This window comes from Bacillus sp. z60-11 (assembly GCF_046464135.1).
Lineage (GTDB): Bacteria > Bacillota > Bacilli > Bacillales > Bacillaceae > Bacillus > Bacillus sonorensis_A.
On the sequence record NZ_JBIYSN010000002.1, the window covers coordinates 250,763 to 273,707 of the forward strand.

Below are 22,945 nucleotides of genomic sequence, written 5' to 3' on the forward strand. Positions count from 1 at the left end.
TAAATTACGACCCCATTACATCATATATTTCTAAAAACTTCGTATTAAATTCTCCGCTTACAAATGTTTCATGGTCAAGCAGCTTCAAATGGAAAGGGATCGTCGTATGAACGCCTTCGATGACGAATTCGCTCAGCGCCCTCTTCATTCTTTGGATCGCTTCCTCCCGCGACTTTCCATATGTGATGACCTTGGCAATCATGCTGTCATAGTACGGCGGAATCATATAGCCCGGATATGCAGCTGAGTCCACTCTGACGCCGAGACCGCCCGGAGGCAGGTACATCTCGATTTTTCCCGGAGAAGGCATGAAGTTTTTCTCCGGATTTTCCGCGTTAATCCGGCATTCGATCGCCCATCCGTTAAAGGCGACTTCATCCTGGGTCAGGCTCAGCTTCTCGCCTGAAGCCACTTTGATCTGCTCTTTGATCAAATCGACGCCGGTCACCATTTCCGTCACCGGGTGTTCAACCTGAATCCGCGTGTTCATTTCCATGAAGTAATACTTTTGTTCGCGGTAGTCATAAATGAACTCGACTGTTCCCGCTCCCGTATACTGAACGGCTTCAGCCGCTTTGACCGCCGCCTGACCCATCTGCTCCCTGATTCCTTCATCAAGCGCAGGCGAAGGGGTTTCTTCAATCAGTTTTTGCAGCCTTCTTTGGATCGAGCAGTCACGCTCACCCAAATGAATCGTGTTTCCGTGTGTGTCTGCAAGGACTTGAATTTCGACGTGCCGGAAATCTTCAATATATTTCTCGATGTACACACCGGGGTTGCCAAACGCTGTCGCGGCTTCCTGCTGGGTGATTTTGATGCCGTTGATCAGCTCTTCTTCCGTCCGGGCAATCCTGATTCCTTTTCCGCCGCCTCCGGCAGTTGCCTTTATAATCACAGGATACCCGATATCGCGTGCCAATGAAACCGCATCTTCTATATCCTCAATAATTCCTTGAGAGCCCGGTACGATCGGAACGCCGGCCTGCTTCATCGTTTCCCTTGCGACATCCTTTGTTCCCATTTTGGAGATCGCGTCCGCGGTCGGTCCTACGAAGGTGACGTTTACTTCTTCGCAAAGCTCTGCGAAATCTGAGTTTTCCGCAAGAAAGCCGTAACCTGGATGAATCGCGTCCGCCCCGGTCATTTTAGCAACGCTGACGATGTTGGTGATGTTTAAATAGCTGTCTTTTGAAAGCTTGGGTCCGATGCAGAATGCTTCATCGGCCATCTGTACATGAAGCGCCTCTCTGTCAGCCTCTGAAAAGACGGCAACTGTATCGATTCCCAGTTCTTTACACGCTCTGATAATTCTGACAGCAATTTCTCCCCTGTTCGCAATTAATAGCTTTTTTATCATCTCAATTGCTCCTTACTCTGCTTTTACTAAAAATAAAGGTTGTCCGTATTCAACAAGCTGGCCGTTTTCAACCAGCACCTCAACGATTTCACCTTTTACTTCAGCTTCGATTTCATTGAAGAGCTTCATCGCTTCGACGATGCAGACAACGGAAGATTCCGTCACCTTTGAACCGACGGTTACATAAGGATCAGCTTCAGGCGAAGACGATGCATAAAACGTCCCGACCATAGGGGAGGTGATTTTATGAAGGTTTTCATTGGCGTTGGCGGCTTCCTGTTGAGCCGGCGCTTCCTGGACGGGCGCTTGCTTTGCCTGAACAGCAGCTTCTTGTACCGGAGCCTGAACAGGAACGGCCGGCGCCTGCTGGATGGTTTGTACGACACCGCTTTGTTTTTTCAGTTCAACCTTCGATCCTTCGTTTTCATATGTAAATTCATTTATCGAAGATTCATCAATTAATTTTATCAATTCTTTAATTTCATCAATTTTTAACATGCTATCGCACTCCTAATGAAAAGATTTATCATGTTTATCAGTTAGTACTAAAAGTACATACTATATTCATCTTACAGGAGAGGAATGCCGAATTCAACTACAATCATAAAGGCGCCTTGTCAGCCCGCGGCTAATAGGCGCAAAAAATCCCGCTTTCTGCAAGCGGGAAACGGTTTAATCAGCAGGCTCAAACGTTACGGCCACATCGTTTAAGTTTTTGACTTCTTTTGCGACGATATCGATGATATCAGCAGCGGCAGATTTGGAATGTTCTTTCGCTTTGACGGTAATGTTGACTTTGTCGCCGTCAGCATTTACAAGAGCGTCCTTGTATCCTTTTGTTTTGATCAATGTCTCCAGCGTTTTTTCTGTTCCCTCCGCTTCGCTGAGCTCATTCATTTTATCGTAGGCTTCGCTTTTTTCCTTAGCTGTCGCTTTGTCGCTTCTGACGATCTCGGTTAGCTGCTCCCTCTCTCTGCTGCGCTGATCGTCCATTTCCATCCGATATGTCGTAAATACATCGTCGCCGGATGATTCCTCTGTGACAACCTCTCCATTGCTGCCGCTCTGTTCACTGGCTGACGTTTCTTTATCTTTTCCTTCGGTCTTTCCTTTTTCGGACTCTGTGCCTTTATCTTTCCCAGGTTCCTCTTTTGCAGGTTCCTCTTTCGCCGGTGCTTCCTGCTTTTCTTTTTCCGCGGCTACTTGTCCTTCTTGATCCACGGAAACGACGTTCTCTCCTTCAGGTGACATGATGTAATAGACACTCAGCACAACGACAAGACTTAACATGGTTAAAAGCCAGACCGTTTGTTTTTTCAGCATCATTTATGAATCCTCCTTCATTTTTTTAGGGGCGACAGCGACGCGGTGGCTCGGGACATCCAAAAACCTTGTCACTGCTTCAATAATGGTCTTTTTTATTTGAACGTTGTCGACTCCCTGAGCGACAACGAGGACACCTCTGATCTCGGGTTTTTTCGTCTGAACGACAACAGGTGTTTCTTCCTGGCCGTTTTTAATCATGACGATCTCTTCGTCTGAAGAAATTTCCGTCACCGTCCGTTTGCCTCCCTGTTTATCCGTCTCACTTGTCGATGTCTCTTGCGTCTTCTGATTTTTTTCAAATACTTTCAACGATGTTGCGTCAACATTGACGACGATCGAGACATCGTCAACACCGATGATCGTTTCCAAAATTTCTTTCAGCTGATTCTCGTATTCTTGTTCATAATCATCGATAGACTCCTTCGGCTTCTCATTGCCCGTCGGTTTAAACACTTCTTTTTCCCGGCCCTTTTCGCTCGTTTCAGTGCCGGCTTGCTGCGATGATGCGGGCTCGGTCTTGTGATCTTCAGAAGGTTCGGCAGAAAAGATCTGGCTTACCAGCATGAAGGAGACACCGAGAACAAACAACAGCAGAAAGTAATGATATTTTGTGAGCTTCTTTCCCTCTTTCTCTTCGTTCGGGAGCAGTTGTCCGATCAGCTTTCCGATCCAATTTTTATTCATGGCCGCTTTGTTCTCCCCCTTCTAAATGAACTGTGATCTTGCCGGGGTCCATTTCCCATATGTCTGCCAGCTGCTCGGCGATTCTTTCCGCTTCTTTCTCCTCTTGATCGCGCTTCGAGCTGTAGCTTTCCCCCGGGTTGATGTCCACCGGGGCGACGGCTTGGACCGTTTTTTCGGAAGCGGAGCCCATGAAGACTGCAACCTTCATATGTTCAGCGATGTCTTTCTCAGATTTCAGGTGTTCGTCTGAAGAGATTTTGACTTGTTCTATCATATATTGGTCATGATTGAACATCTCCTCCGCCCTCTTTTTTAATTGAACAGCCATCTGTTCTAAAATATATGCTTGCTGTGAGGCTTGTATTTCTTTTTTTTCTGAATTCAGCTGATTTTTTATTTCTCCTGACTGAACTTGTCCATTCTCGGTCAGATGTTCGAAAATGACTTCCGGATCGGTGCGGAACAGCGTGAAGATCGGCTTCAGGATGACGACGATCAACAGCAGGCTGATGACCATCTTCGCGTATTTTTGCATGCTGGAATTCGGCAGAAGCATATCGATGACGATGGCAAGCAGAATAAATAAAATAATATTTGTGAGCCACTCCGTCAAAAATTCCACATGAGCCCCTCCCCTACTTCATCATCATGGTCAGATTCCCGGCTGTAATAATGACGGTTAAGCTTAAGAAAAACATCAGCGAGACGATAGCCATCGCCGCGAAAATATAGATCACGCTTTTGCTGATGACATCAAGGCAGCTGATCACCGGCCCTCCCCCAAGCGGCTGCAGAACAGCGGCGGCTATTTTGTAGATCAATGCCAGCGAGAGGATTTTGATGGCGGGAAAAGCGGCGATGCAGATCAAGATCGCAACACCGAGGATTCCGACGGTGTTTTTCAGCAGAAGAGAAGCGCTGATCACCGTATCTGTCGCTTCTGTAAACATGCGGCCCAAGACGGGGATGAAATTGCCGGTGATGAATTTGGCCGTCCTCAGGGTGATTCCGTCCGTAACCGCAGCTGAGGCGCCCTGTACAGATATGACCCCGAGAAATACGGTTAAAAAAGCGGCCAGCGTCCCGATTGCCACATTCCTTAAAAGCTGGGCGAGCTGTGTGACCTTGTATTGTTCTGTCATCGTGCTGACGATGCTTAAGATCGCTGATAAAAACAAGAGCGGCAGGACGACATATTGGATAAACAAACCGCTGGAGTTCATTAAAAAGAGAATCACAGGATGAAAAAAAGCGGCTGAAACGGCTCCTCCTGAGCTTGCCAGCAGGGCGAGGAGCAGGGGTATGAGCGACAGAATAAAGCTTGTCATCGATTGAATCGCTTCATTCGCATACGTGACGGCGATCCGAAAACTGTTTAGCGCAAGAATAATCAGGACCATGTAAACGATCGCATAGGCGACTTTGCTGACGGTGCTCTGCTGGAACGCATTTTGCAGCAGCTGGAGCAGCACACAAAATATCGTTAAGAGAATCAAGGTCCCCAGGAGTTTTCCGCCAGCCAGCACTTCATGGAACAAGTAGGAAAACAGCGCCTTGACCCATTCTTCAGGGGAAAAATGCTTTTCTCCTTTTATAAAATCCAATAAACTTCCTTTTTGACTTTCAGGAAGATAGCCCCCATAGTCTGTCATGATCTTGTTCCAAAACTCTCCCACACGGTCGAGTTCCAATGCCTCGGCCTGCTCTTTTGCCATCGCTTCAGCGGATTCTTCCGTTTCTTGGGCTGAGCCTGCTTCCTGCGGCTCCTCGTCCGCTGCTTGTACATCCCGCGCTCCGAAGCATATCATCCCGATGACAAACAGCCAGAACAGAAAACGCTTCATACTAAAGAACATCCTCCTTTCTGACTAGGACATCGAAGGGATCAGCCCGATGATGGTTTCGATAATGACGGTTAAAATGGGAACGGCCATGACCAAAATGAGGATTTTTCCTGCCAGTTCGATCTTCGAAGCAATCGCCCCCTGCCCGGCGTCCTTGGCCAGCTGTGCGCCAAACTCCGCGATATACGCGATACCGATAATTTTCAAAATCGTTTCGACATACATCATGTTGATATTTGCATTGGCGGCTATTTTTTCAATCATGCGGATGATTTCATAGACCTGATCCATTAGGAATAAAAAGATAGTGCAGCCTGCAAAAACGACAATGAGAAAAGCAAAAGTCGGTTTCTGCTCTTTGACAATCAAGCTGAGGAAGGTTGCAATCATTCCCAATCCTACGATTTGAACGATTTCAATGAGTAAGCCCCCCTATCCTTGAAATAGAAAGACAGCTTTTATCTTTTGGAACAGATCATCGACGACAGTAGCCACCATGAATAAAATATAAATAAATCCTAAAAGCGTGACCCATTGGGCATATTCTTTCTTCCCCATTTGGTCGAGTATGGTGTGGAGAAATGCGACGACGATTCCGACGCCGGCTATTTGAAAAATAATGTTTACGTCTATTCCCATTTCATGTATGCTCCCCTCTTCATTACATCAATAGAAGAATCAGCAGCAGTCCTGACAGGAACCCAAGGCTTTTGACCATCTTTTCGTTTTTCGCCTGCGCCAGATTCGCTTCAGCTTCTTCTGTTTCTAAATGGGTTAACGCCAGTTTGATATGTTTTTGCTGAGAAATCAGATCATGACGGCCAAGGGTTTCTCCAAATTGCCGCAAAATATCAAGCTCTTTTTTCTTTAGAGCCGTTTGCGGCCATACTTTCTGCAAACTTTCTTCCCACGCCGCTCCGGCCGAGACGCTTCCTTCTTCCAGTTTTTCAGAAAAGGTTGCAAATATGGAAGCGACGGGCTCTTGCATCTGCTCTGCGATATGATGGGAAGCCGTGCGGAGCGGTGTGTGTCCATACATGATTTCAGCTTCCAGCGACTGCAAGGCGGCCAAGAGCTGACGGATTTGCTTCGGCCTTTCCCTGAAAGGTTTGGCCATTTCAAATCCCGTCCATGTGGCAGCTGCCAAAATCAGCGCTGCTCCCAAAAGCTTCAGCATGATAACACCCTCTGATTCGCCCCGAGCGGTTCTCCATCACCATTGTAGATGCGGTTTAAGCTGCCCGGGCCGTTCTTTCTGGAAAGCTCGACAATTCGCTGAAATACGCCGTATTCCCTGAGCAGCTTCAGCGACGGGCGCTTGGCGATATCTGAATATGTGAATCCGTGGGCGGACACAATAATTGTCACTCCTGCATGCACCGCTTCCAAAAGCGCTTCAGCGTCTTCCATTCGGCCAATTTCATCTGCAATCACAACGTCCGGGCTCATCGAACGGATCATCATCATCAGACCTTCCGCCTTCGGACAGGCGTCAAGAATGTCGATGCGATCGCCGAACCGGTATTGAGGAATGCCGTTAACACAGCCGGCAATTTCCGACCTTTCATCAACGATCGCCACCTTTTTGGCGGGGATGCTTCCGTTCCCCGCGCTAATCAGCCTTGCAAGATCTCTAAGCAGGGTTGTTTTGCCTGTTTGCGGGGGACCGATGATCAGCGTGTTGAGCCACATGTGTTGAAACAAATGGGATGCATACGGCTTGGCGATACCGATTTTTTCTTTGGCAATGCGAATATTGAATGATGAAATGTCCCTGATTCCTTTGACGGCCCCGTTTTCCACGACAACTCTGCCGGCCAGGCCGACCCGGTGTCCGCCTCTGATGGTGATATAGCCTTTTTTCAGCTCTTCTTCAAGCGTATACATGCTGTAATCGCCCAGTCTGGTCAAAAACAGCGCCGCATCTTCATGTGTGGCGGTATAATTCAAAAAAAGCGAATGCCCCTGGCGGACCAGTTCCAGCGGACGACTTGTCCTTATCCGAATTTCTTCTATTTGATCTGCTTCTTGTTTTTTAAGTCCGCTGAGCGCGCGTTTTATCGTGTCAGGGAGAATCTCTGTGATGTGGTGCAAAAACACTCCCTCCTTCTCCAAGCTTGTCTTCTATAAAAATGTATGTTCAAAGGAAGACTTTATGACAAGTCCGTCTCTCCCCGCTGTTTTGGCTATTTGTAGATGCCTGCAATAATAAAAACAACACCCATGAAAATCAAAACAAGTTTGGCATATGACAGCTGCCCTGCAATTTGATATATTCCGATTGTCATCGTAATAATAAAGATCAGCGGTCCGACCATTGCCAGAACGCTGTTAACCGCCACCGCTTTGCGGACATCGTTCATCAAAAGCATCACGATGGCGGCCGTCAGCTCAATCAGGGAGGAGACAACCCTTAACGCAGCCATCGATAAAACCGTCGGATTGACTTGTCCAAAGAAAAACTTCATCATCTTAAACCTCCAGTAACACTTCCGGCTTTTTTTACAATCTATGCTCTCTTTTGAAAAAGTAGTCTTCTAAATTTTCCATTTGAAGGTAGAATGAAGGCAAAAAAAAAGAGCCGGCTTTAAAAGCCGGCTCTTTATCCTGATGTTATGCTCTTGATACGTAGGATCCGTCAGAAGTGTTGACAACGAGCGTATCGCCTTCGTTCACGAAGAACGGCACGTTGACAACAAGACCTGTTTCAGTTTTTGCTGGTTTTGTTCCGCCAGAGGCTGTATCGCCTTTTATGCCCGGTTCTGTTTCAACAACTTTCAGCTCGACTGTATTCGGAAGTTCAATTCCGAGAGTCTCTGTCTGATACATCATGATTTGAACGGACATGTTTTCAAGCAAGAATTTGAGTTCGTGCTCGATTTGGGAAGCATTCAGCTCAAGCTGTTCATAGGTTGTTGTATCCATGAAAACGTGCTGATCGCCGTTCGCATATAAATACTGCATCGTTTTTGTTTCAATTTGAGCGCGCGCTACTTTTTCACCTGCACGGAAGGTTTTCTCCTGAATCGCGCCTGTGCGGAGATTTCTCAGTTTTGAGCGGACAAAAGCAGCACCTTTTCCCGGCTTGACGTGCTGAAAGTCAACAACGCGCCAGATGCCTCCGTCTACTTCAATTGTTAAACCTGTGCGAAAATCGTTTACTGAAATCATGATTATCCTCCTATTGCTCCAATCAACGGATTATAAAATAATTAATTCTTTTGCGGAATGGGTAAGGGATTCGTTCCCGCCGTCGGTCAGCACGATATCATCCTCGATTCTGACTCCGCCTTTACCCGGTATGTAGATTCCCGGTTCAACCGTGACGACCATGCCCTTTTCAAGCGTCTGGTCTGAACGCGCAGAAAGCGCCGGACTTTCATGAACTTCCATGCCAAGGCCATGGCCTGTTGAGTGGCCGAAGTAATCGCCGTAGCCCTTTGAAGTAATGTAGTCCCTTGTCAAAGCATCAGCCTGTTTTCCGGTGATTCCCGGCTTGATAGTCTCCATGCCGATGGCCTGTGCTTCAAATACGGTCTGATAAATTGTTTTCAGCTCGTCGCTCGGCTCGCCCACCGCGATCGTCCGCGTCATATCCGAGCAGTATCCTTTATAGTAGGCCCCAAAGTCGAGCGTCACAAAGTCGCCCTTCTCGATGGCTTTTTCGCTTGCCACTCCGTGGGGGAGGCTCGAACGCAATCCGGAAGCGACGATCATATCAAATGAGGAATGATCGGCTCCCTGCTTCCGCATGTAAAATTCAAGCTCATTGGCGATGGCGATTTCCGTCATGCCGGGCCGTATAACCGTGAGAATATGGCTGAATGCATCATCTGCTATCTTTGCAGCTTCCTTTAATATCTTAATCTCTTCACTTGACTTAATCAAGCGCAACTTTTCCACAGATTGTGAAACCGGAACAAGCTCGGCTGATGGAAGCTGCTTTTTATAAGAAGCATACGTCCCGTATGTCATTTTATCCTGCTCAAAACCGATTTTATTTAATCCCATTTCTTTGATCACTTCGGCTGCCTTTTGGACGATGCCGCCTGTATGCTGGACGACTTCAAAGTCTGCGACCTGCTTTTTCGCCTGCTCTGTGTAGCGGAAATCCGTGATGAACACCGCTCTGTCCTCTGAAATGACCGCAAGTCCCGATGATCCGGTAAAGCCTGTTATGTAACGCAAATTAATGCCGCTCGTCACCAAAAGCCCTTCGATTCCCAGGCCGCCGAAAAGCTCTCTCAATTTGTTCAGTTTCATTTTTGACTCCCCCTATTGGTTATTGTTCAAAAAATAACAGACAGCAAGCTTATAACCTTCAAATCCAAGCCCGGTGATCTGGCCTCTTGTGACAGGAGCAATGACCGATCGGCGGCGAAACTCTTCCCTTGCATGAGGATTTGATAGATGGACTTCGATCACCGGAATCCCGATCGCTGCCACCGCATCGCGGATCGCATAGCTGTAATGTGAAAAAGCCCCGGGATTTAAAACAACGCCATCATACTGTTCATCTGCTTCATGAAGAGCGTCGATGATATCCCCCTCATGATTGGATTGAAAAAAAGTCAGCTCGGCATGCACGCCTTCAGCAAATTGAAAAAGCTTCTGCTCCAAATCAGTCAATGTGTCTTTCCCGTATACTTCCGGTTCGCGTTTGCCCAAACGGTTTAAATTCGGACCGTTCACTATTAAAATGTGCGGCAATTCTCTTCCCCCCTTTTCACTCAAAACATTCTCACGCCAAAAAAAATGTCCACTTACAGTGAACATTTTATCATATTGATCCGGCATCAACACTATTCCCTTGTTTCCCCCAGCGCCCGCGAAAGCTTTTCCTCATTCAGTTCATTGTACTCAAACGAAATCGAGTAACCGACAAACAAGCCGTAAAGCAGATAGATACAGAGCGTCGTCACCACTGTTTCCCTCTTTAACTCAGGGACAGTCCGGACATCGGGAAACATAGGGTTAAACAGATAAAAGACAATGAGCCACAAAACAACCCCATACGCCATACCGCCCCAGATGCCTTTCACTTGTTTCAGACAGCCGAAATAAATCAGTGCAGCTCCGATGGAGATAACTCCGATCAATAGAATACTGATCACCGTGCCGAGAAATCCGTTTTTCCAATCGCCGATGACAAAAGGCTGAAGAATCATGTTCGGATTGACTTCCGAAAATTTAAACAGATATGCCAGTTCACCGATGGTTCCCCAAATCAGTCCGCCGAAAAATCCCGTAGTGATCACCCTGCCGCTGAAGGACATCGGACTTTCCCGCTTATTCTGCTCCAACTCTTCCGATTGTTTCTGATTGTCTTCATTGCTCATGATGCTCTCGATCACCTCCATTTCCAGTATGTCCAAAAACAGCGGAGGCAACATCATTTTGCCAATATTTTTAAACCGGAGTGTAAAAATTGCACAGGCGGGTATACTTAAATTAGATTTGGCATTCGCCGGGTGTGAAATTCTTGATTTTTTAGGCCCGTCAATCTAGAGGTTTCAGCATTTTTCCTGTACAATAGGTGTAAGGAAATGGTTAATGTAATCATAGATTGATACAGATAGGTTGATGCATATGTCAAATCAAAAAAAACGCCCCGCATACGGAGGGCAGGCTGTCGTCGAAGGCGTCATGTTTGGCGGCAGGCGCCATTATGTAACAGCGATCCGCAGAAAAGACCGGAGCATTGAATTTTTCAAGCTGCCGCGCAAAACGAACCCGATGCTTGACAGGTTAAAGAAAATCCCTTTTCTCAGAGGGATCATCGCCATTATCGAAGCAAGCGCAAACGGGACGCAGCATTTGAATTTCTCCAGTGAACGTTATGACCGTGACCCCTCTTTAGATGAGCAATTGAAAGAGGAGAAGCCGTCGAAACTGACGATGATTTTCGGTCTTGCCGCAGTCGGTGTGCTTTCATTTGTTTTCAGTAAGTTTGTTTTTACGCTTGTTCCCGTGTTTCTCGCGGAGCTCACCAGGCCGGTATTTCAGTCCGACGTCGCACAGATTGTGATCGAAAGCTTTTTTAAGCTGCTCCTTCTCTTGGGCTATATATACGCGATATCGTGCACCCCTTTTATTAAAAGGGTTTTTCAATATCACGGAGCCGAACACAAGGTCATAAACTGTTACGAACAAAATCTGCCGATCACGGTTGAAAATGTTCAGCGCCAGTCAAGACTTCACTATAGATGCGGAAGCAGCTTCATTTTATTTACCGTGATCGTGGGCATGTTTGTTTACTTGCTTGTTCCTGCTGACCCTCTCTGGGTCCGTATTTTGAATAGAATCGCACTGATACCGGTTGTTCTCGGCATTTCCTTTGAAGTGCTGCAGCTGACCAACAAAGCGAGAAACATACCAGTGCTGAAAGTGCTGGGCTACCCGGGCCTTTGGCTGCAGCTTTTGACGACAAAAGAGCCGGCAAACGATCAGGTGGAAGTGGCAATCGCAAGCTTTAACGAGCTTCTTCAGATGGAGACCAAAGCAGAGGACGAACAGAAGGAACCTTCTAATATCGTAATTTGAATTTTAACGAATCGGTTAATTTTTTGGGAGGTGGACAATTATGAAGCAACGCGTACATCCTGTCTCAGCTTTAATTATGGCGTTTGGAATTTTTGGCTTTGCCTATTTTGCCTTCACAAGTCCAGGCCAGCTGCTGCAATACCTGCTCGTGTTTGCTGCAGTCGGCGCGATCATCTACTTTGTGATCAGGCGTATTTCCAATCGTGCTATGGGCAGTGAAGGAGCCGCTTTTAAAAAGGCAGCCAAACAATCCAACAGGCGTTTTCAGGACCATAAAAAACGCTCCTCAAAAGGCCGTGTCAATCATCTTAGAAGCGTGCCTTCTATCAATAAATCAAAGCCTGTACTGGTCAAGAAAAAAAGCCAGACGCAGCTGACAGTGATTGAAGGCAAAAAAAGCAAAAAGAAAAACAGGGCTTTCTTTTAATACGTCCACTGTTTCAAAAATAATTCTGTTCGTTTTTTACCTAGCTCAATCAGAGCTAGTTTTTTTTCTGCTGAAAGCGCAAATTCAGTCGACAGCACTTCTTCCACGGGCAAAAAAATCACGTTCCGTTCATGCTTCGTGGAAATATGCCTGGCATCGTGCGCTTCCTTCATGGTTTCAAAAAGCGCCCCGAACAGCTCAAACGCATTATTGATCGTTTTCTTCGGCCTCTCTTTTTCATTGGGCATCAATGTGACGCCTAAAACCGGGCGCTTTTTTTCAGCGGTAAACAGCCAAATCGGAAAATTGCTCAGCACCCCGCCGTCAACAACTGTACTAATGCCGGCCGAGGATTTCAGTTTAACCGGTTCAAAAAAATAAGGGATGCTGCAGCTCATCCGCACCGCCCTCGCAACCGAAAAACGATCCGGATTCAAACCGTATCGATGAAGATCGTCAGGCAACACAAGCATCTTACCGTTCGTCAAGTCGGAAGCGATCACCTTGAGCTTTCCCTTTTCAAAATCGCCGAACACGGAAATGCCTTTCTCTTTTAATTTCGCGGAAATCCAGTTTTCTAATTTATCTCCTTTATATAACCCTAACCGCCAATAAATCGAGACCCACTGCAGCAGCTTTAAAGGCAAAAACGAAAAACGCGGATCAAGAAGATCGCCTTCATTTAGTTCCTCCAACATTCTGCGGATCTCTTGACTCGTATACCCGGCTGCAATAAACGATGCAATAATTGAGCCGGCACTTGTTCCGGCCAGTCTCTTAAAACGGAAGCCCCGTTTTTCAAGCGTTTCATATGCCCCTGCCAGTGCGATGCCTTTCATTCCGCCGCCTGAAAAAACCCCGTCTATGTACATGCCCTTCTCCCCCCTTAAAAGATGGCCCTAACACCATTTTAAGAAGGGATCGGTAAAAAAAGACCATAAGACAAGGAGGCCGGCAAATGAAAAAAGCCGCCGGTGATCCGGTCGGCTTTTTTTACTGGTTTTCCTGTTCATTTCTTTTTTGAACGCTTCTCAAGTCGTCGATTCTTTTGCGGTCGTCTTCAAAGTATTGCACAAGATCTCCGACCCGATCGATGCTGTTCCAGCTTAAATGATGTTCAATGCCTTCGACATCATCATATATTTTCTCTTCGTCAACACCAATGATTCGCAAAAACTGCTCCAATAATTCATGTCTGTATACTAAACGCTTGCCTATTTTTTTCCCTTTAGGCGTCAGCACAAGTCCGCGATACTTCTCATAAATCAAATATTCGTCTTTATCGAGTTTTTGAACCATTTTTGTAACCGAGGAGGGATGGACGGCTAAAGCTTCTGCAATATCTGAGACTCTGGCATATCCTTTTTCTTCTATCAGCATATAAATTTGTTCTATGTAATCTTCCATACTCGGTGTTGTCATCAAATCCCTCCAAATCACACCTATTCAAATCATAACAAGTTTACACTATGTGCATGTAAAAAACAAGCAATCAGATAACGTTTTCACAGAGTTATCTCTTATAGTTCCATTCATCTGTCACATATTTCGTCCGGGCAAGTTCCTCGACAAATTCGGTTTCTTCCCGTGAGAGTTCATAGGGCTCCAAATGGATGTTCAGCCCTTTTTCAAACCCTGTTTTAAACGCAGCGCTCGCTTCTTCAATCGTCACCCGTTTGGCCGCGAGCTCATTAATGGCGACCGCCTTCTCCTTAAAGCTTCGCTGCATGCGCTCTCTGATGCGGTCGTTTTTGTAAATGAACAAATCAAACAGCTTGTCTTCATCAAGATCAAGGAGAATCGACCCGTGCTGAAGAATGACCCCTTTTTGTCTCGTCTGGGCGCTTCCGGCAACCTTTCTGCCCTCGACGACGAGCTCATACCAGGAAGGCGCGTCAAAACATACGGATGACCGCGGGCTTTTGAGGCTCTGCTTTTCTTTCTCTGTTCTCGGGATAGCGAAATACGCGTCAAGCCCCAGCTCCCTGAATCCTTGAAGGATGCCCTCAGAAATAACCCTGTAGGCTTCCGTCACCGTCTTCGGCATTTCCGGATGTTCTTCAGAGACGATGACACTATATGTAAGCTCTTGATCGTGGAGAACACCCCTTCCTCCCGTCGGCCTTCTGACAAAACCTAAACCGTGTCTTTTGACGGCTTCGAGGTCGACTTCCTTTTCAATGTTTTGAAAATAGCCGACCGATAGCGTTGGCGGATTCCATCCGTAAAAGCGGATGGTCGGCGGAATTTTCTGCTCGCTGTGCCAATAAAGCAGCGCCTCGTCAAGTGCCATATTATAAGCGGGGTCTTGTCGCCCCGAATCGATAAAACACCAAGTTTCCTTTTCCATCAACACATACCCTCTTTTTCTTTGGTATAAAATAAGTCTACCATTCCCTTTGAAAATTGAAAATAAATTCAGCTTAATCAGATGACAGATTTCTGTGCCTTTACTATAATAGTAGTTGTCTTACATATCGAAAAATCCCGCTTACAGGGATGATGGAAAAAGGAGTCGGATCAGATTGTCTACCAGCAGTATTATCATTCTCATCATTTGCGCCGCGCTCATTGTCTATGCGGTCGTTTCATACATCTATCAGCAGCGGATTATGAAAACCTTGACAGAAGAAGAATTCAGGGCCGGTTACCGGAAGGCGCAGCTCATTGATGTGCGTGAACCGAACGAATATGAAGGCGGTCACATTTTAGGGGCACGAAACATACCGCTCTCACAGATGAAACAGCGAAAAGCTGAAATCCGCCCTGACAAACCCGTTTATCTATACTGCCAAAACAATGTCAGAAGCGGGCGCGCCGCACAGATGCTGCGCAAGCACGGCTGTCAGGAAATCTACAACCTGAAGGGCGGCTTCAAAAAGTGGAGCGGAAAAATTAAAGCAAAAAAATAATGAAGCGAGCTGTCCCTTTAGACAGCAGACTGCACAAAATCCTAAAGCTTAAACGTTTTAGGATTTTGTTATGTTTATTCACCCGGCTTGGCCCTTTTAAAATACCGGGAACACAGCTTTTTTACGCAGAGAAAAAGCCGGCGCAACCGCCGGCTTCTGCATTATTTCTTCAGATCTTCAATTGAATTGACATCTTTCATATATGTTGGAACGACTAGGCCGAGTTTGACTCCGGTCATGCTTGTTCCGATGTCTTCAAACTTGCCTTCATATTTTTCCGCATATGTTTTGTGTGTTTTCGGCAGCCATGCAGCTGTTGAAGCATCGATGCTTCCGTTTGCGATTCCAGTCCACATCGGGCCGGCTTCCACTTGGCTGAGTGTGACGTCATAACCCAGATCTTCAAGAACTTTCGCGACTACATTTGTGCTGGCGATTTCACTGTCCCATGCGACATAGCCAAGCTTAATTTTTTCGCCGTCGGCTTTCTCAACGCCTTTTGTCCATTTTTCAACGAGATCTTGATGTTTTTTCACGAAATCAGCTGCAGCGTCTGCAGGTTTTTTGCCTTCCTGGATGGCAAGCATCACTTCACCCATGTCATCTTCCGTCCAGCTGAATTGGCTTAACAGCTTGTTTGCGCCTGGGTGATCGTCTTTAAATCCTTTGCGTGTTACGGTATGGATTTCTTCGGCATCACCGTATGAACCTTTAGGGTCTTTTAAATATTTAAGATCATATTTTGCGAACATCCAATGCGGTGTCCATCCCGTAATGATAATCGGTTCTTTTTTGTCGTACGCTTTTTTGAGGGCGGCTGTCATCGCCGAGCTTGATCCAGATGTTACCGTCCATTTGCTCAGATCATAGTCTTTCACCGCTTTATCCGTCGCAGTCATGATGCCTGCACCCGGATCAATACCGGTAATTTTATGATCGACCTGCTCACCTACTGAAGCATTTTCATTATTGCTGCTTCCGCAAGCGGCCAGCCCTAATGTCAGAGCAGCCGCGGCGCCGATTCCGGCCATCTTTTTCCACATTATGCATTCCCCCCGTTTTTTTTCAGTTTTATATTTTGTGTAACCCGGTCAAGTACGATTGCGATAATGACAATCGCAAGGCCGGTTTCAACACCAGTTCCCGTTTTCAGCTGTGTCACTGCGCGGTAGACTTCTTCTCCGAGTCCTGGCGCGCCCACCATTGAGGCGATGACAACCATTGATAAGGCAAGCATGATGCTTTGGTTGATACCCGCAAGGATCGTTTTTGTCGCCAGCGGCAGCTGAACCTTAAAGAGCCTTTGGCTTGTCGTCGACCCGAATGCTTCCGTTGCTTCGATCAAATCCTCAGGCACCTGCTGAATGCCCAGGATCGTCATCCGGATGGTTGGAGGCATCGCAAAAATAACGGAAGCCACAACACCCGGAACAACCCCGATATTGAAGAAGAAAATGGCCGGAAGCAGATAAACGAACGCCGGCATCGTCTGCATTAAATCAAGGATAGGCGTAACGATTCTTTGGACCGTTTTCTTTTGAGATCCCCAAATGCCGACGGGAATCCCGATAATGACGGAAATCAAAACGGATGTGACGACGAGCGCCAATGTCTCAAGCATCGCGTCCCAATACCCGAGATAATCGATAATTAAAAATCCGATCAATGTGAAAAGTGCGATTCCTCTTTTGCTGATCAGCCAAACGAGCGCGGCAAATATGACGGTCAAAATGACCGGCGGAATCATGCCGAGCCCTTGAACAATCGAATCAACAAACGTTTCCAGCCCGTTGGCGATTCCGTCGAACACGCCTCCGAACGACATGGTCAGCCAGTCGACGAACTGATCGATCCAATCGGCCAAAGGAATGCGGGGAAGCGAGGATAGTGTAAACATCTTATCTCACCTCCTGGATGACAGCTTCTGTTTCTTCAGCTGCTTGATGATCTGCGTTGATATATTGGTCATTACCGGCGAGGGCCCCGATCAGAGCGCCTTTAACGATAATGCCTTTCATCCGCTCATTTTCATCGACAACAGCGATTGGAATGCTGGCGTCTGAAACCATTTCAAAAATGTCAGTGAGGACGACATCATGTTGAACCGTCCTTATGTCTTTTGAAATGACCGTTTCCAGAGGCTGGCCTTTTTCAGCCGCTTTCTTGGCAGTCTCCGCATCAATTGTGCCAAGGAGCCTGCTGTGCTTATCAACCGCGTAAATGGATGAAATCCCCAGGTTTTTCATCAGCGTCAATGCAACACGGGGACCTTTATCAACGGGCACGGTTTCCGCGCGCTTCATAATGTGGCCGGCCGTCAGCACTTTGGATAAATCAACATCCTCAACGAATTTTTCAACATATTCGTTCGATGGATTCATCAGGATTTCTTCCGGCGTGCCGATTTGCACGATGTTCCCGTCCTTCATCAGCGCGATGCGGTCGCCGATTCGCAATGCTTCATCGAGATCGTGCGTGATGAAAATAATCGTTTTACCTACAGATTCATGCAAATCCAAGAGTTCATCCTGCATATCTTTGCGGATCAGCGGATCAAGAGCGCTGAATGCTTCATCCATCAGCAGAATATCGGGATCATTCGTTAATGCGCGGGCAAGTCCGACGCGCTGCTGCATCCCGCCGCTCAGCTGATCCGGATATTGGTGTTCATACCCTTCAAGACCGACAAGCTTTAATGATTCAAGCGCTTTTGCCTGGCGTTTCGCTTTGTCTACCCCCTGAAGCTCCAAACCATACTCCGTATTTTCCAGAATGGTTCTGTGCGGAAAGAGGGCGAATTTTTGGAAGACCATGCTGATTTTTTTCCGGCGGACTTCCCGAAGCTGGTCTTTGGACATATTTGTTATCATGTCACCATCTATGTACACATTTCCGGCAGTCGGTTCAATTAGGCGGTTTAACATCCGCACCAAAGTTGATTTACCGCTCCCTGATAGACCCATGATGACAAATATCTCACCATCGTACACGCTGAAATCTGCTTGGTTCACACCAACGGTTGCCCCAGTTTCTTTTAAGATTTCTTTTTTTCTTTTGCCGGCGGCAAGCAGCTGCAGCGCTTTTTTTGTCTGTTTTCCGAAAACCTTTGATACTTTTTCGACTTTTATTTTAATCGGTTTATCATCTAAATTCATATTTCTCCTCCCGTTCTAAGCAATCTTATATACCGTAACACTTATGTAACATATCAGACAAACGGCATATTCTCTTTAATTTTGTATCATACCTTCATATACCTCGCTGTCCCCCTGTAACCTTGCGAATGCTTCTAAATGCTCCGGTATCCTCTTTTATTAAGGTAAATTAAACCATTACCTTATGAAAAACCCTTGAAACTATCACGTTTTTAAAGATAATTATCATTTTTCATTTTAATTTACTCGTTTTTACTATTCCAGAAAGGTAAAATCCTGTTGGACCGCTATAGAATCCGCTTACAAATATAAAAAAAGCGGCGAGATCAACTCGCCGCTTTTTGGTCAGTTCTTTTGAAAGCGAAGCACGGGCTGGCGTGCCGCTTTTGTCTCGTCCATTCGCTTAACAACGGTTTTGTGGGGGGCTTCCTGAACGATTTCAGGGTTTTCCTCCGCTTCTGTTGCAATCTGGATCATCGTTTCGATAAACGCATCGAGCGTTTCTTTTGACTCCGTTTCCGTCGGCTCAATCATGATGCATTCTTCAACATTGAGCGGAAAGTATATGGTCGGCGGATGGAAGCCGAAATCCAAGAGGCGCTTGGCGATATCAAGCGTTCTGACACCGAGCTTTTTCTGACGTCTGCCTGACAGCACAAATTCGTGTTTGCAGTGGCGGTCAAACGGGAGATCGTAATGTGATGCAAGCTTTCTCATCATATAGTTCGCATTCAACACCGCATTTTCCGTGACCTCTTTCAGCCCGTCGGGACCCATGGAACGAATATACGTATAGGCTCTCAGATTAATGCCGAAGTTTCCGTAGTACGGCTTGACTCTGCCGATTGACTGCGGGCGGTCATAGTCAAATGTATAACGGCCGTCCTTTTTGACTAAAACAGGCTTCGGCAGATAAGGAATCAGCTCTTTTTTAACGCCTACCGGTCCTGAGCCCGGTCCTCCTCCTCCGTGGGGGCCTGTAAAGGTTTTATGGAGGTTTAAATGCACGACGTCAAATCCCATGTCGCCGGGCCTTGCTTTGCTGAGCACGGCGTTTAAGTTGGCACCGTCATAATACAGCTTCCCTCCGGCTTGGTGAACGATTTCAGCCATCTCTAAAATATGTTCCTCAAAAAGGCCGAGTGTGTTCGGATTGGTCAACATCAATGCTGCCGTCTCTTCGTTTACAACCCGCTTTAAATCGTCAAGATCGACAAGCCCGTCGGCGTTTGATTTGACCGTAACCGTTTCAAAGCCGGCAACCGTTGCCGATGCAGGATTTGTGCCGTGGGCCGAGTCGGGTACGATGACCTTTGTCCTTTTATGATCGCCGTTTGCCTCATGAAAAGCGCGGATCATCATCAGCCCCGTCCACTCTCCGTGTGCGCCGGCCGCCGGCTGCAGTGTGACTTCGTCCATGCCTGTAATCTCTTCCAAATGCCCGCTCAAATCGTAGAGCAGCTCGAGCGCCCCCTGGACGGTCCGTTCATCCTGAAGCGGATGGATCGAAGAAAAACCGGGAATTCTCGCGATTTTTTCGTTCAGCTTCGGATTGTACTTCATCGTGCAGGAACCGAGCGGGTAAAAGCCCGAATCCACGCCGTGGTTGCGCTTTGATAAAGCGGTGTAATGGCGCATAATATCAAGCTCAGACACTTCCGGAAGCTCGGCCGGCTCTTCTCTGAGATAGGCATCATCAAGGAGGTCTGATACATCTGTTTCAGGGACGTCCAGCTCAGGCAGGCTATAGCCGATCCGGCCTTCTTTTGACACTTCAAAAATAAGCGATTGATCGTGATTATTCATGGCGATCCCCCAATTCGTTCATGAGTGTATCGATTTCTTCTTTCGTTCTGAGCTCTGTGACGGCAATCAGCATGTGCTGCTTTAAATCCGGGTATGCAGCGCCGAGATCGAAGCCTCCGATGATCTCTTTTTCAAGCAGGCGTTCATTCGCTTCTGAGACGGGCTCATTCAGCCTGACGACAAACTCGTTAAACATCGGCCCTTCAAATGCGACTGTAAGTCCCGCCCGTTTGGCAGCTTCTTTGGCGTACGCCGCTTTTTGCATGTTCTGCCAGGCGATTTCCCTGACACCCTGTTTGCCGAGCGCCGTCATGGCGACGGAAGCGGCAAGCGCGTTGAGCGCCTGGTTGGAGCAGATATTCGATGTCGCTTTATCGCGCCTGATATGCTGCTCTCTCGCCTGAAGGGTTAAAACGAAGCCTCGCTTGCCGTTTTCATCTTCCGTCTGGCCGACAAGACGGCCCGGAACCTTTCTCATCAGCTTTTTCGTGACAGCGAAAAAGCCGCAGTGCGGTCCTCCGAAAGCGGCCGGAATCCCGAATGGCTGGGCATCCCCGACGACGATGTCGGCACCGAATGCTCCGGGCGGCGTTAAAAGCCCGAGAGCGAGCGGATTGGCGGAGACAATAAACATGCATTTTCCTTTGTGGGCGATCGGCTCAATGTCTTTTAACGGTTCAATCCGGCCGAAAAAGTTTGGATACTGCACGACCACGGCAGCGGTTTCTTCACAAACTGCAGCATCAAGGGCTTCAAGATCTGCCATGCCATTTTTCGCAGGCACTTCAAGCACATCGATGTACTGTCCTTTTGCATATGTCTTTAAAACGTCGCGCGATTCGGGGTGAACGGTTTCGGAAACGACGATCTTTTTCTTTTTCGTATGCCCTGAAGCCAGCATCGCGGCTTCCGCCAATGCTGTTCCTCCGTCATACATCGATGAATTGCTGATATCCATTCCGGTCAATTCGCAGATCATCGTCTGAAACTCGAAAATCGCCTGAAGCTCCCCTTGAGAAATCTCCGGCTGATACGGTGTATAAGCCGTATAAAATTCAGACCGGGAAATCACATGGTCGACAATCACCGGCTGGTAATGATCGTAGACGCCGGCGCCCAAAAATGAAGCGTATGCGCCTGTGTCTTTATTTTTGGCCGCGAGCTTGACGAGTTCTTTCGTCAGCTCTGTTTCGGACTTCGCCCTTTTGATTTGATATTCGCCTTTAAATCTGACGCTTTCCGGAATGTCAGAGAATAAATCGTCGATCTTTTCAACTCCAATGGCTTCGAGCATCTCTTTTTTATCCTGATCTGTCGCTGGAAGGTAGCGGTGCTTCATCTTCAGTCTCCTTTCATGATCATGGCAAACTTATGGCTGCCGTTTATAAAATGGGGTTTTGACAACTTTTGCTTTCAGCCGCTTTTTTCTGATTTCCACTTCGACTTCGGTGCCGATTGCGGCGGCTTCTTTTTTCAGCAAGGCGAGACCGACGTTTTTTTTCAAAGTCGGCGACTGTGTTCCCGTTGTCACTTCACCGGCTTTTTCACCCTGGTAATAAACGGCGTATCCGTGTCTCGGAATCCCTTTATCAATCATTTCAAGACCGACGAGCTTTCTGTCCGGCCCGTTTTCTTTCTGGGCTGCCAAAGCGGATTTTCCGAAGAAATCAGCTTCTTTATTCGTTTTGACGGCAAAGCCGATCCCCGCTTCAACCGGAGTGATCTCTTTTGTAAGCTCCTGTCCGTATAATGGCAGCTTCGCTTCAAAGCGGAGGGTGTCTCTCGCGCCGAGGCCGCACGGCACAAGTCCCTCTTCCTTGCCCTTTTCTAAAAGAAGCTGCCAAATGTATGCGGCATCCTCATCTCGGCAGTAGATTTCAAAACCGTCCTCACCTGTATAGCCCGTTCTGGAGACAAGCGCCCGCACGGTGCCGATCGCTGTTTCATCACGGAAGGTAAACGGCGTTAACGCGGAGAGGTCAATGTCTGTTACTTGTTTTAAAATTCGTTCGGCTTTCGGTCCTTGAAGGGCAAGCAAAGATATATCGTCAGACAGATTGTTGATCACAACATCGCCTTCGGCATGCCTGTTCATCCAATCGATATCCTTGTCGATATTAGCCGCATTGATCACCAATAGATAGCGATTGGGTCCTTTTTGATAAACCAAGAGATCGTCAATCGTTCCGCCGTCTTCATAGCACATGGCCGTATATTGCGCCCCGCCTTCAGTCAGTGCGGAAACATCATTGGTCAAAAGCCTTTGCAAAAACGGAAGGCTGCCGGTTCCTGAGACTTCGACTTCCCCCATATGTGAAACATCAAACAGCCCCGCATTCGTCCTCACCGCTTCATGCTCTTCTTTAATCGATGAAAACTGAACAGGCAGCTCCCAGCCGCCAAAGTCAATCGTTTTCCCGCCATACTCCTTATAAAGATCAAATAAAGGCGTTCGTTTAAGCATTCTGCTTCCCCCTTCGATTTCAATCTAAACCAAGTTTGCCAATCATCAGAAAACGCGAAAGATTCCGTCATCAAATCCCGTTTGACGGCACAAAAAAGGACAGAGAACCCCCTTAGTCAGTTCGGAGGTTCTCTGTCCTGGCACCTGAAAGTTTACTTTGCTAAAAAACGCAAAGATGTCCCCTTTGGTGGTTTGCTAAACATGAAGATGATACAAACTCTCTCCAGAGTTGCGTCAAGCAAGAGTTCTTTTGCCTGAGAGATTCGCTATTTTTTGAGCTTGCTCCTTCGGCGCCGTCGGTTACGTTCCCCTTCGGTCTCTCCCCTTGCTCTCATTCGCTCATATTCATTTCTTTTCATGGACATACTAGATAAAGCTCACGATATTTTCGCTGATGATCTACAAATATCCTACCATCATCAAAGCG

The 22,945-nt window shown here is 47.2% G+C and carries 27 protein-coding genes and 1 riboswitch; of the genes, 3 read left to right on the forward strand and 24 right to left on the reverse strand.

Annotation, left to right across the window (positions count from 1 at the left end; genetic code table 11):
* Positions 1-4: 4 nt before the first annotated feature.
* The 15 genes from accC to ACINLD_RS08075 all read right to left on the reverse strand — a co-directional run bounded on the left by accC (position 5) and on the right by ACINLD_RS08075 (position 10,550).
* Positions 5-1,357 carry an acetyl-CoA carboxylase biotin carboxylase subunit gene (gene accC, locus ACINLD_RS08005; protein ID WP_026587812.1) on the reverse strand — a complete coding sequence of 451 codons (1,353 nt, stop codon included), beginning with the start codon at positions 1,355-1,357 and terminating at the stop codon, positions 5-7.
* 12 nt (positions 1,358-1,369) lie between these two features.
* Positions 1,370-1,855: an acetyl-CoA carboxylase biotin carboxyl carrier protein gene (gene accB / locus ACINLD_RS08010; protein WP_026587813.1), complete on the reverse strand. Its 486-nt coding sequence runs from the start codon at positions 1,853-1,855 to the stop codon at positions 1,370-1,372.
* A 174-nt stretch (positions 1,856-2,029) separates the two neighbouring features.
* A complete protein-coding gene (locus tag ACINLD_RS08015; protein ID WP_026587814.1) occupies positions 2,030-2,680 on the reverse strand; it encodes a SpoIIIAH-like family protein in 651 nt (216 codons plus the stop codon).
* Positions 2,681-2,683: 3 nt separating this feature from the next.
* The gene (gene spoIIIAG, locus ACINLD_RS08020) at positions 2,684-3,367 is read right to left on the reverse strand and encodes a stage III sporulation protein AG (protein ID WP_026587815.1); all 684 of its coding nucleotides are present in this window, start codon (positions 3,365-3,367) and stop codon (positions 2,684-2,686) included.
* Complete coding sequence (spoIIIAF, locus tag ACINLD_RS08025) at positions 3,360-3,989, reverse strand: stage III sporulation protein AF (protein WP_026587816.1); 630 nt, start codon at positions 3,987-3,989, stop codon at positions 3,360-3,362. Before spoIIIAF ends, spoIIIAG begins: the two co-directional genes overlap by 8 nt.
* 13 nt (positions 3,990-4,002) lie before the next feature.
* Complete coding sequence (spoIIIAE, locus tag ACINLD_RS08030; protein WP_026587817.1) at positions 4,003-5,211, reverse strand: stage III sporulation protein AE; 1,209 nt, start codon at positions 5,209-5,211, stop codon at positions 4,003-4,005.
* A gap of 24 nt (positions 5,212-5,235) precedes the next feature.
* Complete coding sequence (spoIIIAD, locus tag ACINLD_RS08035) at positions 5,236-5,631, reverse strand: stage III sporulation protein AD (RefSeq protein ID WP_256860478.1); 396 nt, start codon at positions 5,629-5,631, stop codon at positions 5,236-5,238.
* Between the two features lie 12 nt (positions 5,632-5,643).
* On the reverse strand, positions 5,644-5,850 hold the full coding sequence (gene spoIIIAC / locus ACINLD_RS08040; RefSeq protein WP_026587819.1) for a stage III sporulation protein AC: 207 nt from the start codon (positions 5,848-5,850) through the stop codon (positions 5,644-5,646).
* A 22-nt stretch (positions 5,851-5,872) separates the two neighbouring features.
* On the reverse strand, positions 5,873-6,388 hold the full coding sequence (gene spoIIIAB, locus ACINLD_RS08045; RefSeq protein WP_026587820.1) for a stage III sporulation protein SpoIIIAB: 516 nt from the start codon (positions 6,386-6,388) through the stop codon (positions 5,873-5,875).
* Positions 6,382-7,305 (reverse strand): stage III sporulation protein AA, encoded by a 924-nt coding sequence (spoIIIAA, locus tag ACINLD_RS08050; protein ID WP_077736500.1) that lies wholly within the window; start codon positions 7,303-7,305, stop codon positions 6,382-6,384. Before spoIIIAA ends, spoIIIAB begins: the two co-directional genes overlap by 7 nt.
* Positions 7,306-7,397: 92 nt before the next feature.
* The gene (locus tag ACINLD_RS08055) at positions 7,398-7,679 is read right to left on the reverse strand and encodes a YqhV family protein (RefSeq protein WP_026587822.1); all 282 of its coding nucleotides are present in this window, start codon (positions 7,677-7,679) and stop codon (positions 7,398-7,400) included.
* Positions 7,680-7,824: 145 nt separating this feature from the next.
* Positions 7,825-8,382, reverse strand: a complete 558-nt coding sequence (gene efp, locus ACINLD_RS08060) for an elongation factor P (protein WP_026587823.1) — start codon at positions 8,380-8,382, stop codon at positions 7,825-7,827.
* 30 nt (positions 8,383-8,412) lie between these two features.
* On the reverse strand, positions 8,413-9,474 hold the full coding sequence (locus tag ACINLD_RS08065; protein ID WP_026587824.1) for a M24 family metallopeptidase: 1,062 nt from the start codon (positions 9,472-9,474) through the stop codon (positions 8,413-8,415).
* 12 nt (positions 9,475-9,486) lie between these two features.
* The gene (aroQ, locus tag ACINLD_RS08070; RefSeq protein WP_026587825.1) at positions 9,487-9,921 is read right to left on the reverse strand and encodes a type II 3-dehydroquinate dehydratase; all 435 of its coding nucleotides are present in this window, start codon (positions 9,919-9,921) and stop codon (positions 9,487-9,489) included.
* Positions 9,922-10,013: 92 nt separating this feature from the next.
* Entirely contained in the window at positions 10,014-10,550 is a 537-nt protein-coding gene (locus tag ACINLD_RS08075; protein WP_026587826.1) for a YqhR family membrane protein, read from the reverse strand.
* Between the two features lie 250 nt (positions 10,551-10,800).
* Between ACINLD_RS08075 and ACINLD_RS08080 the strand changes: the two genes are divergently transcribed.
* Together ACINLD_RS08080 and ACINLD_RS08085 are read left to right on the forward strand one after the other, a co-directional pair.
* On the forward strand, positions 10,801-11,754 hold the full coding sequence (locus ACINLD_RS08080; RefSeq protein WP_077736499.1) for a DUF1385 domain-containing protein: 954 nt from the start codon (positions 10,801-10,803) through the stop codon (positions 11,752-11,754).
* A 40-nt stretch (positions 11,755-11,794) separates the two neighbouring features.
* A complete protein-coding gene (locus ACINLD_RS08085) occupies positions 11,795-12,181 on the forward strand; it encodes an SA1362 family protein (protein ID WP_026587828.1) in 387 nt (128 codons plus the stop codon).
* Here ACINLD_RS08085 and ACINLD_RS08090 read toward each other — a convergent pair.
* The 3 genes from ACINLD_RS08090 to ACINLD_RS08100 all read right to left on the reverse strand — a co-directional run bounded on the left by ACINLD_RS08090 (position 12,178) and on the right by ACINLD_RS08100 (position 14,531).
* Complete coding sequence (locus ACINLD_RS08090) at positions 12,178-13,053, reverse strand: patatin-like phospholipase family protein (RefSeq protein ID WP_026587829.1); 876 nt, start codon at positions 13,051-13,053, stop codon at positions 12,178-12,180. The two genes, ACINLD_RS08085 and ACINLD_RS08090, sit on opposite strands and share 4 nt — an antisense overlap.
* A 121-nt stretch (positions 13,054-13,174) precedes the next feature.
* The gene (gene mntR, locus ACINLD_RS08095) at positions 13,175-13,603 is read right to left on the reverse strand and encodes a transcriptional regulator MntR (RefSeq protein WP_026587830.1); all 429 of its coding nucleotides are present in this window, start codon (positions 13,601-13,603) and stop codon (positions 13,175-13,177) included.
* Between the two features lie 91 nt (positions 13,604-13,694).
* Positions 13,695-14,531 carry a biotin/lipoate A/B protein ligase family protein gene (locus ACINLD_RS08100; RefSeq protein ID WP_026587831.1) on the reverse strand — a complete coding sequence of 279 codons (837 nt, stop codon included), beginning with the start codon at positions 14,529-14,531 and terminating at the stop codon, positions 13,695-13,697.
* Positions 14,532-14,706: 175 nt separating this feature from the next.
* Here ACINLD_RS08100 and ACINLD_RS08105 point away from each other — a divergent pair, with 175 nt between their 5' ends.
* The gene (locus ACINLD_RS08105; protein WP_026587832.1) at positions 14,707-15,093 is read left to right on the forward strand and encodes a rhodanese-like domain-containing protein; all 387 of its coding nucleotides are present in this window, start codon (positions 14,707-14,709) and stop codon (positions 15,091-15,093) included.
* A 161-nt stretch (positions 15,094-15,254) separates the two neighbouring features.
* Here ACINLD_RS08105 and ACINLD_RS08110 read toward each other — a convergent pair whose 3' ends face one another.
* From ACINLD_RS08110 to gcvT, 6 genes are all read right to left on the reverse strand, one after another.
* The gene (locus ACINLD_RS08110; RefSeq protein WP_026587834.1) at positions 15,255-16,136 is read right to left on the reverse strand and encodes a glycine betaine ABC transporter substrate-binding protein; all 882 of its coding nucleotides are present in this window, start codon (positions 16,134-16,136) and stop codon (positions 15,255-15,257) included.
* Positions 16,136-16,990 carry a glycine/proline betaine ABC transporter permease subunit OpuAB gene (opuAB, locus tag ACINLD_RS08115; protein ID WP_026587835.1) on the reverse strand — a complete coding sequence of 285 codons (855 nt, stop codon included), beginning with the start codon at positions 16,988-16,990 and terminating at the stop codon, positions 16,136-16,138. Before opuAB ends, ACINLD_RS08110 begins: the two co-directional genes overlap by 1 nt.
* 1 nt (position 16,991) lies before the next feature.
* Positions 16,992-18,248, reverse strand: a complete 1,257-nt coding sequence (gene opuAA / locus ACINLD_RS08120) for a glycine/proline betaine ABC transporter ATP-binding protein OpuAA (RefSeq protein ID WP_026587836.1) — start codon at positions 18,246-18,248, stop codon at positions 16,992-16,994.
* Between the two features lie 345 nt (positions 18,249-18,593).
* Positions 18,594-20,054 carry an aminomethyl-transferring glycine dehydrogenase subunit GcvPB gene (gcvPB, locus tag ACINLD_RS08125; protein ID WP_077736498.1) on the reverse strand — a complete coding sequence of 487 codons (1,461 nt, stop codon included), beginning with the start codon at positions 20,052-20,054 and terminating at the stop codon, positions 18,594-18,596.
* Positions 20,047-21,393 (reverse strand): aminomethyl-transferring glycine dehydrogenase subunit GcvPA, encoded by a 1,347-nt coding sequence (gene gcvPA / locus ACINLD_RS08130; RefSeq protein ID WP_026587838.1) that lies wholly within the window; start codon positions 21,391-21,393, stop codon positions 20,047-20,049. The genes gcvPB and gcvPA overlap by 8 nt, the downstream gene beginning before the upstream one ends.
* 30 nt (positions 21,394-21,423) lie before the next feature.
* On the reverse strand, positions 21,424-22,518 hold the full coding sequence (gcvT, locus tag ACINLD_RS08135) for a glycine cleavage system aminomethyltransferase GcvT (RefSeq protein WP_026587839.1): 1,095 nt from the start codon (positions 22,516-22,518) through the stop codon (positions 21,424-21,426).
* A 232-nt stretch (positions 22,519-22,750) separates the two neighbouring features.
* Positions 22,751-22,853, reverse strand: a riboswitch (glycine riboswitch).
* Positions 22,854-22,945 lie beyond the last annotated feature (92 nt).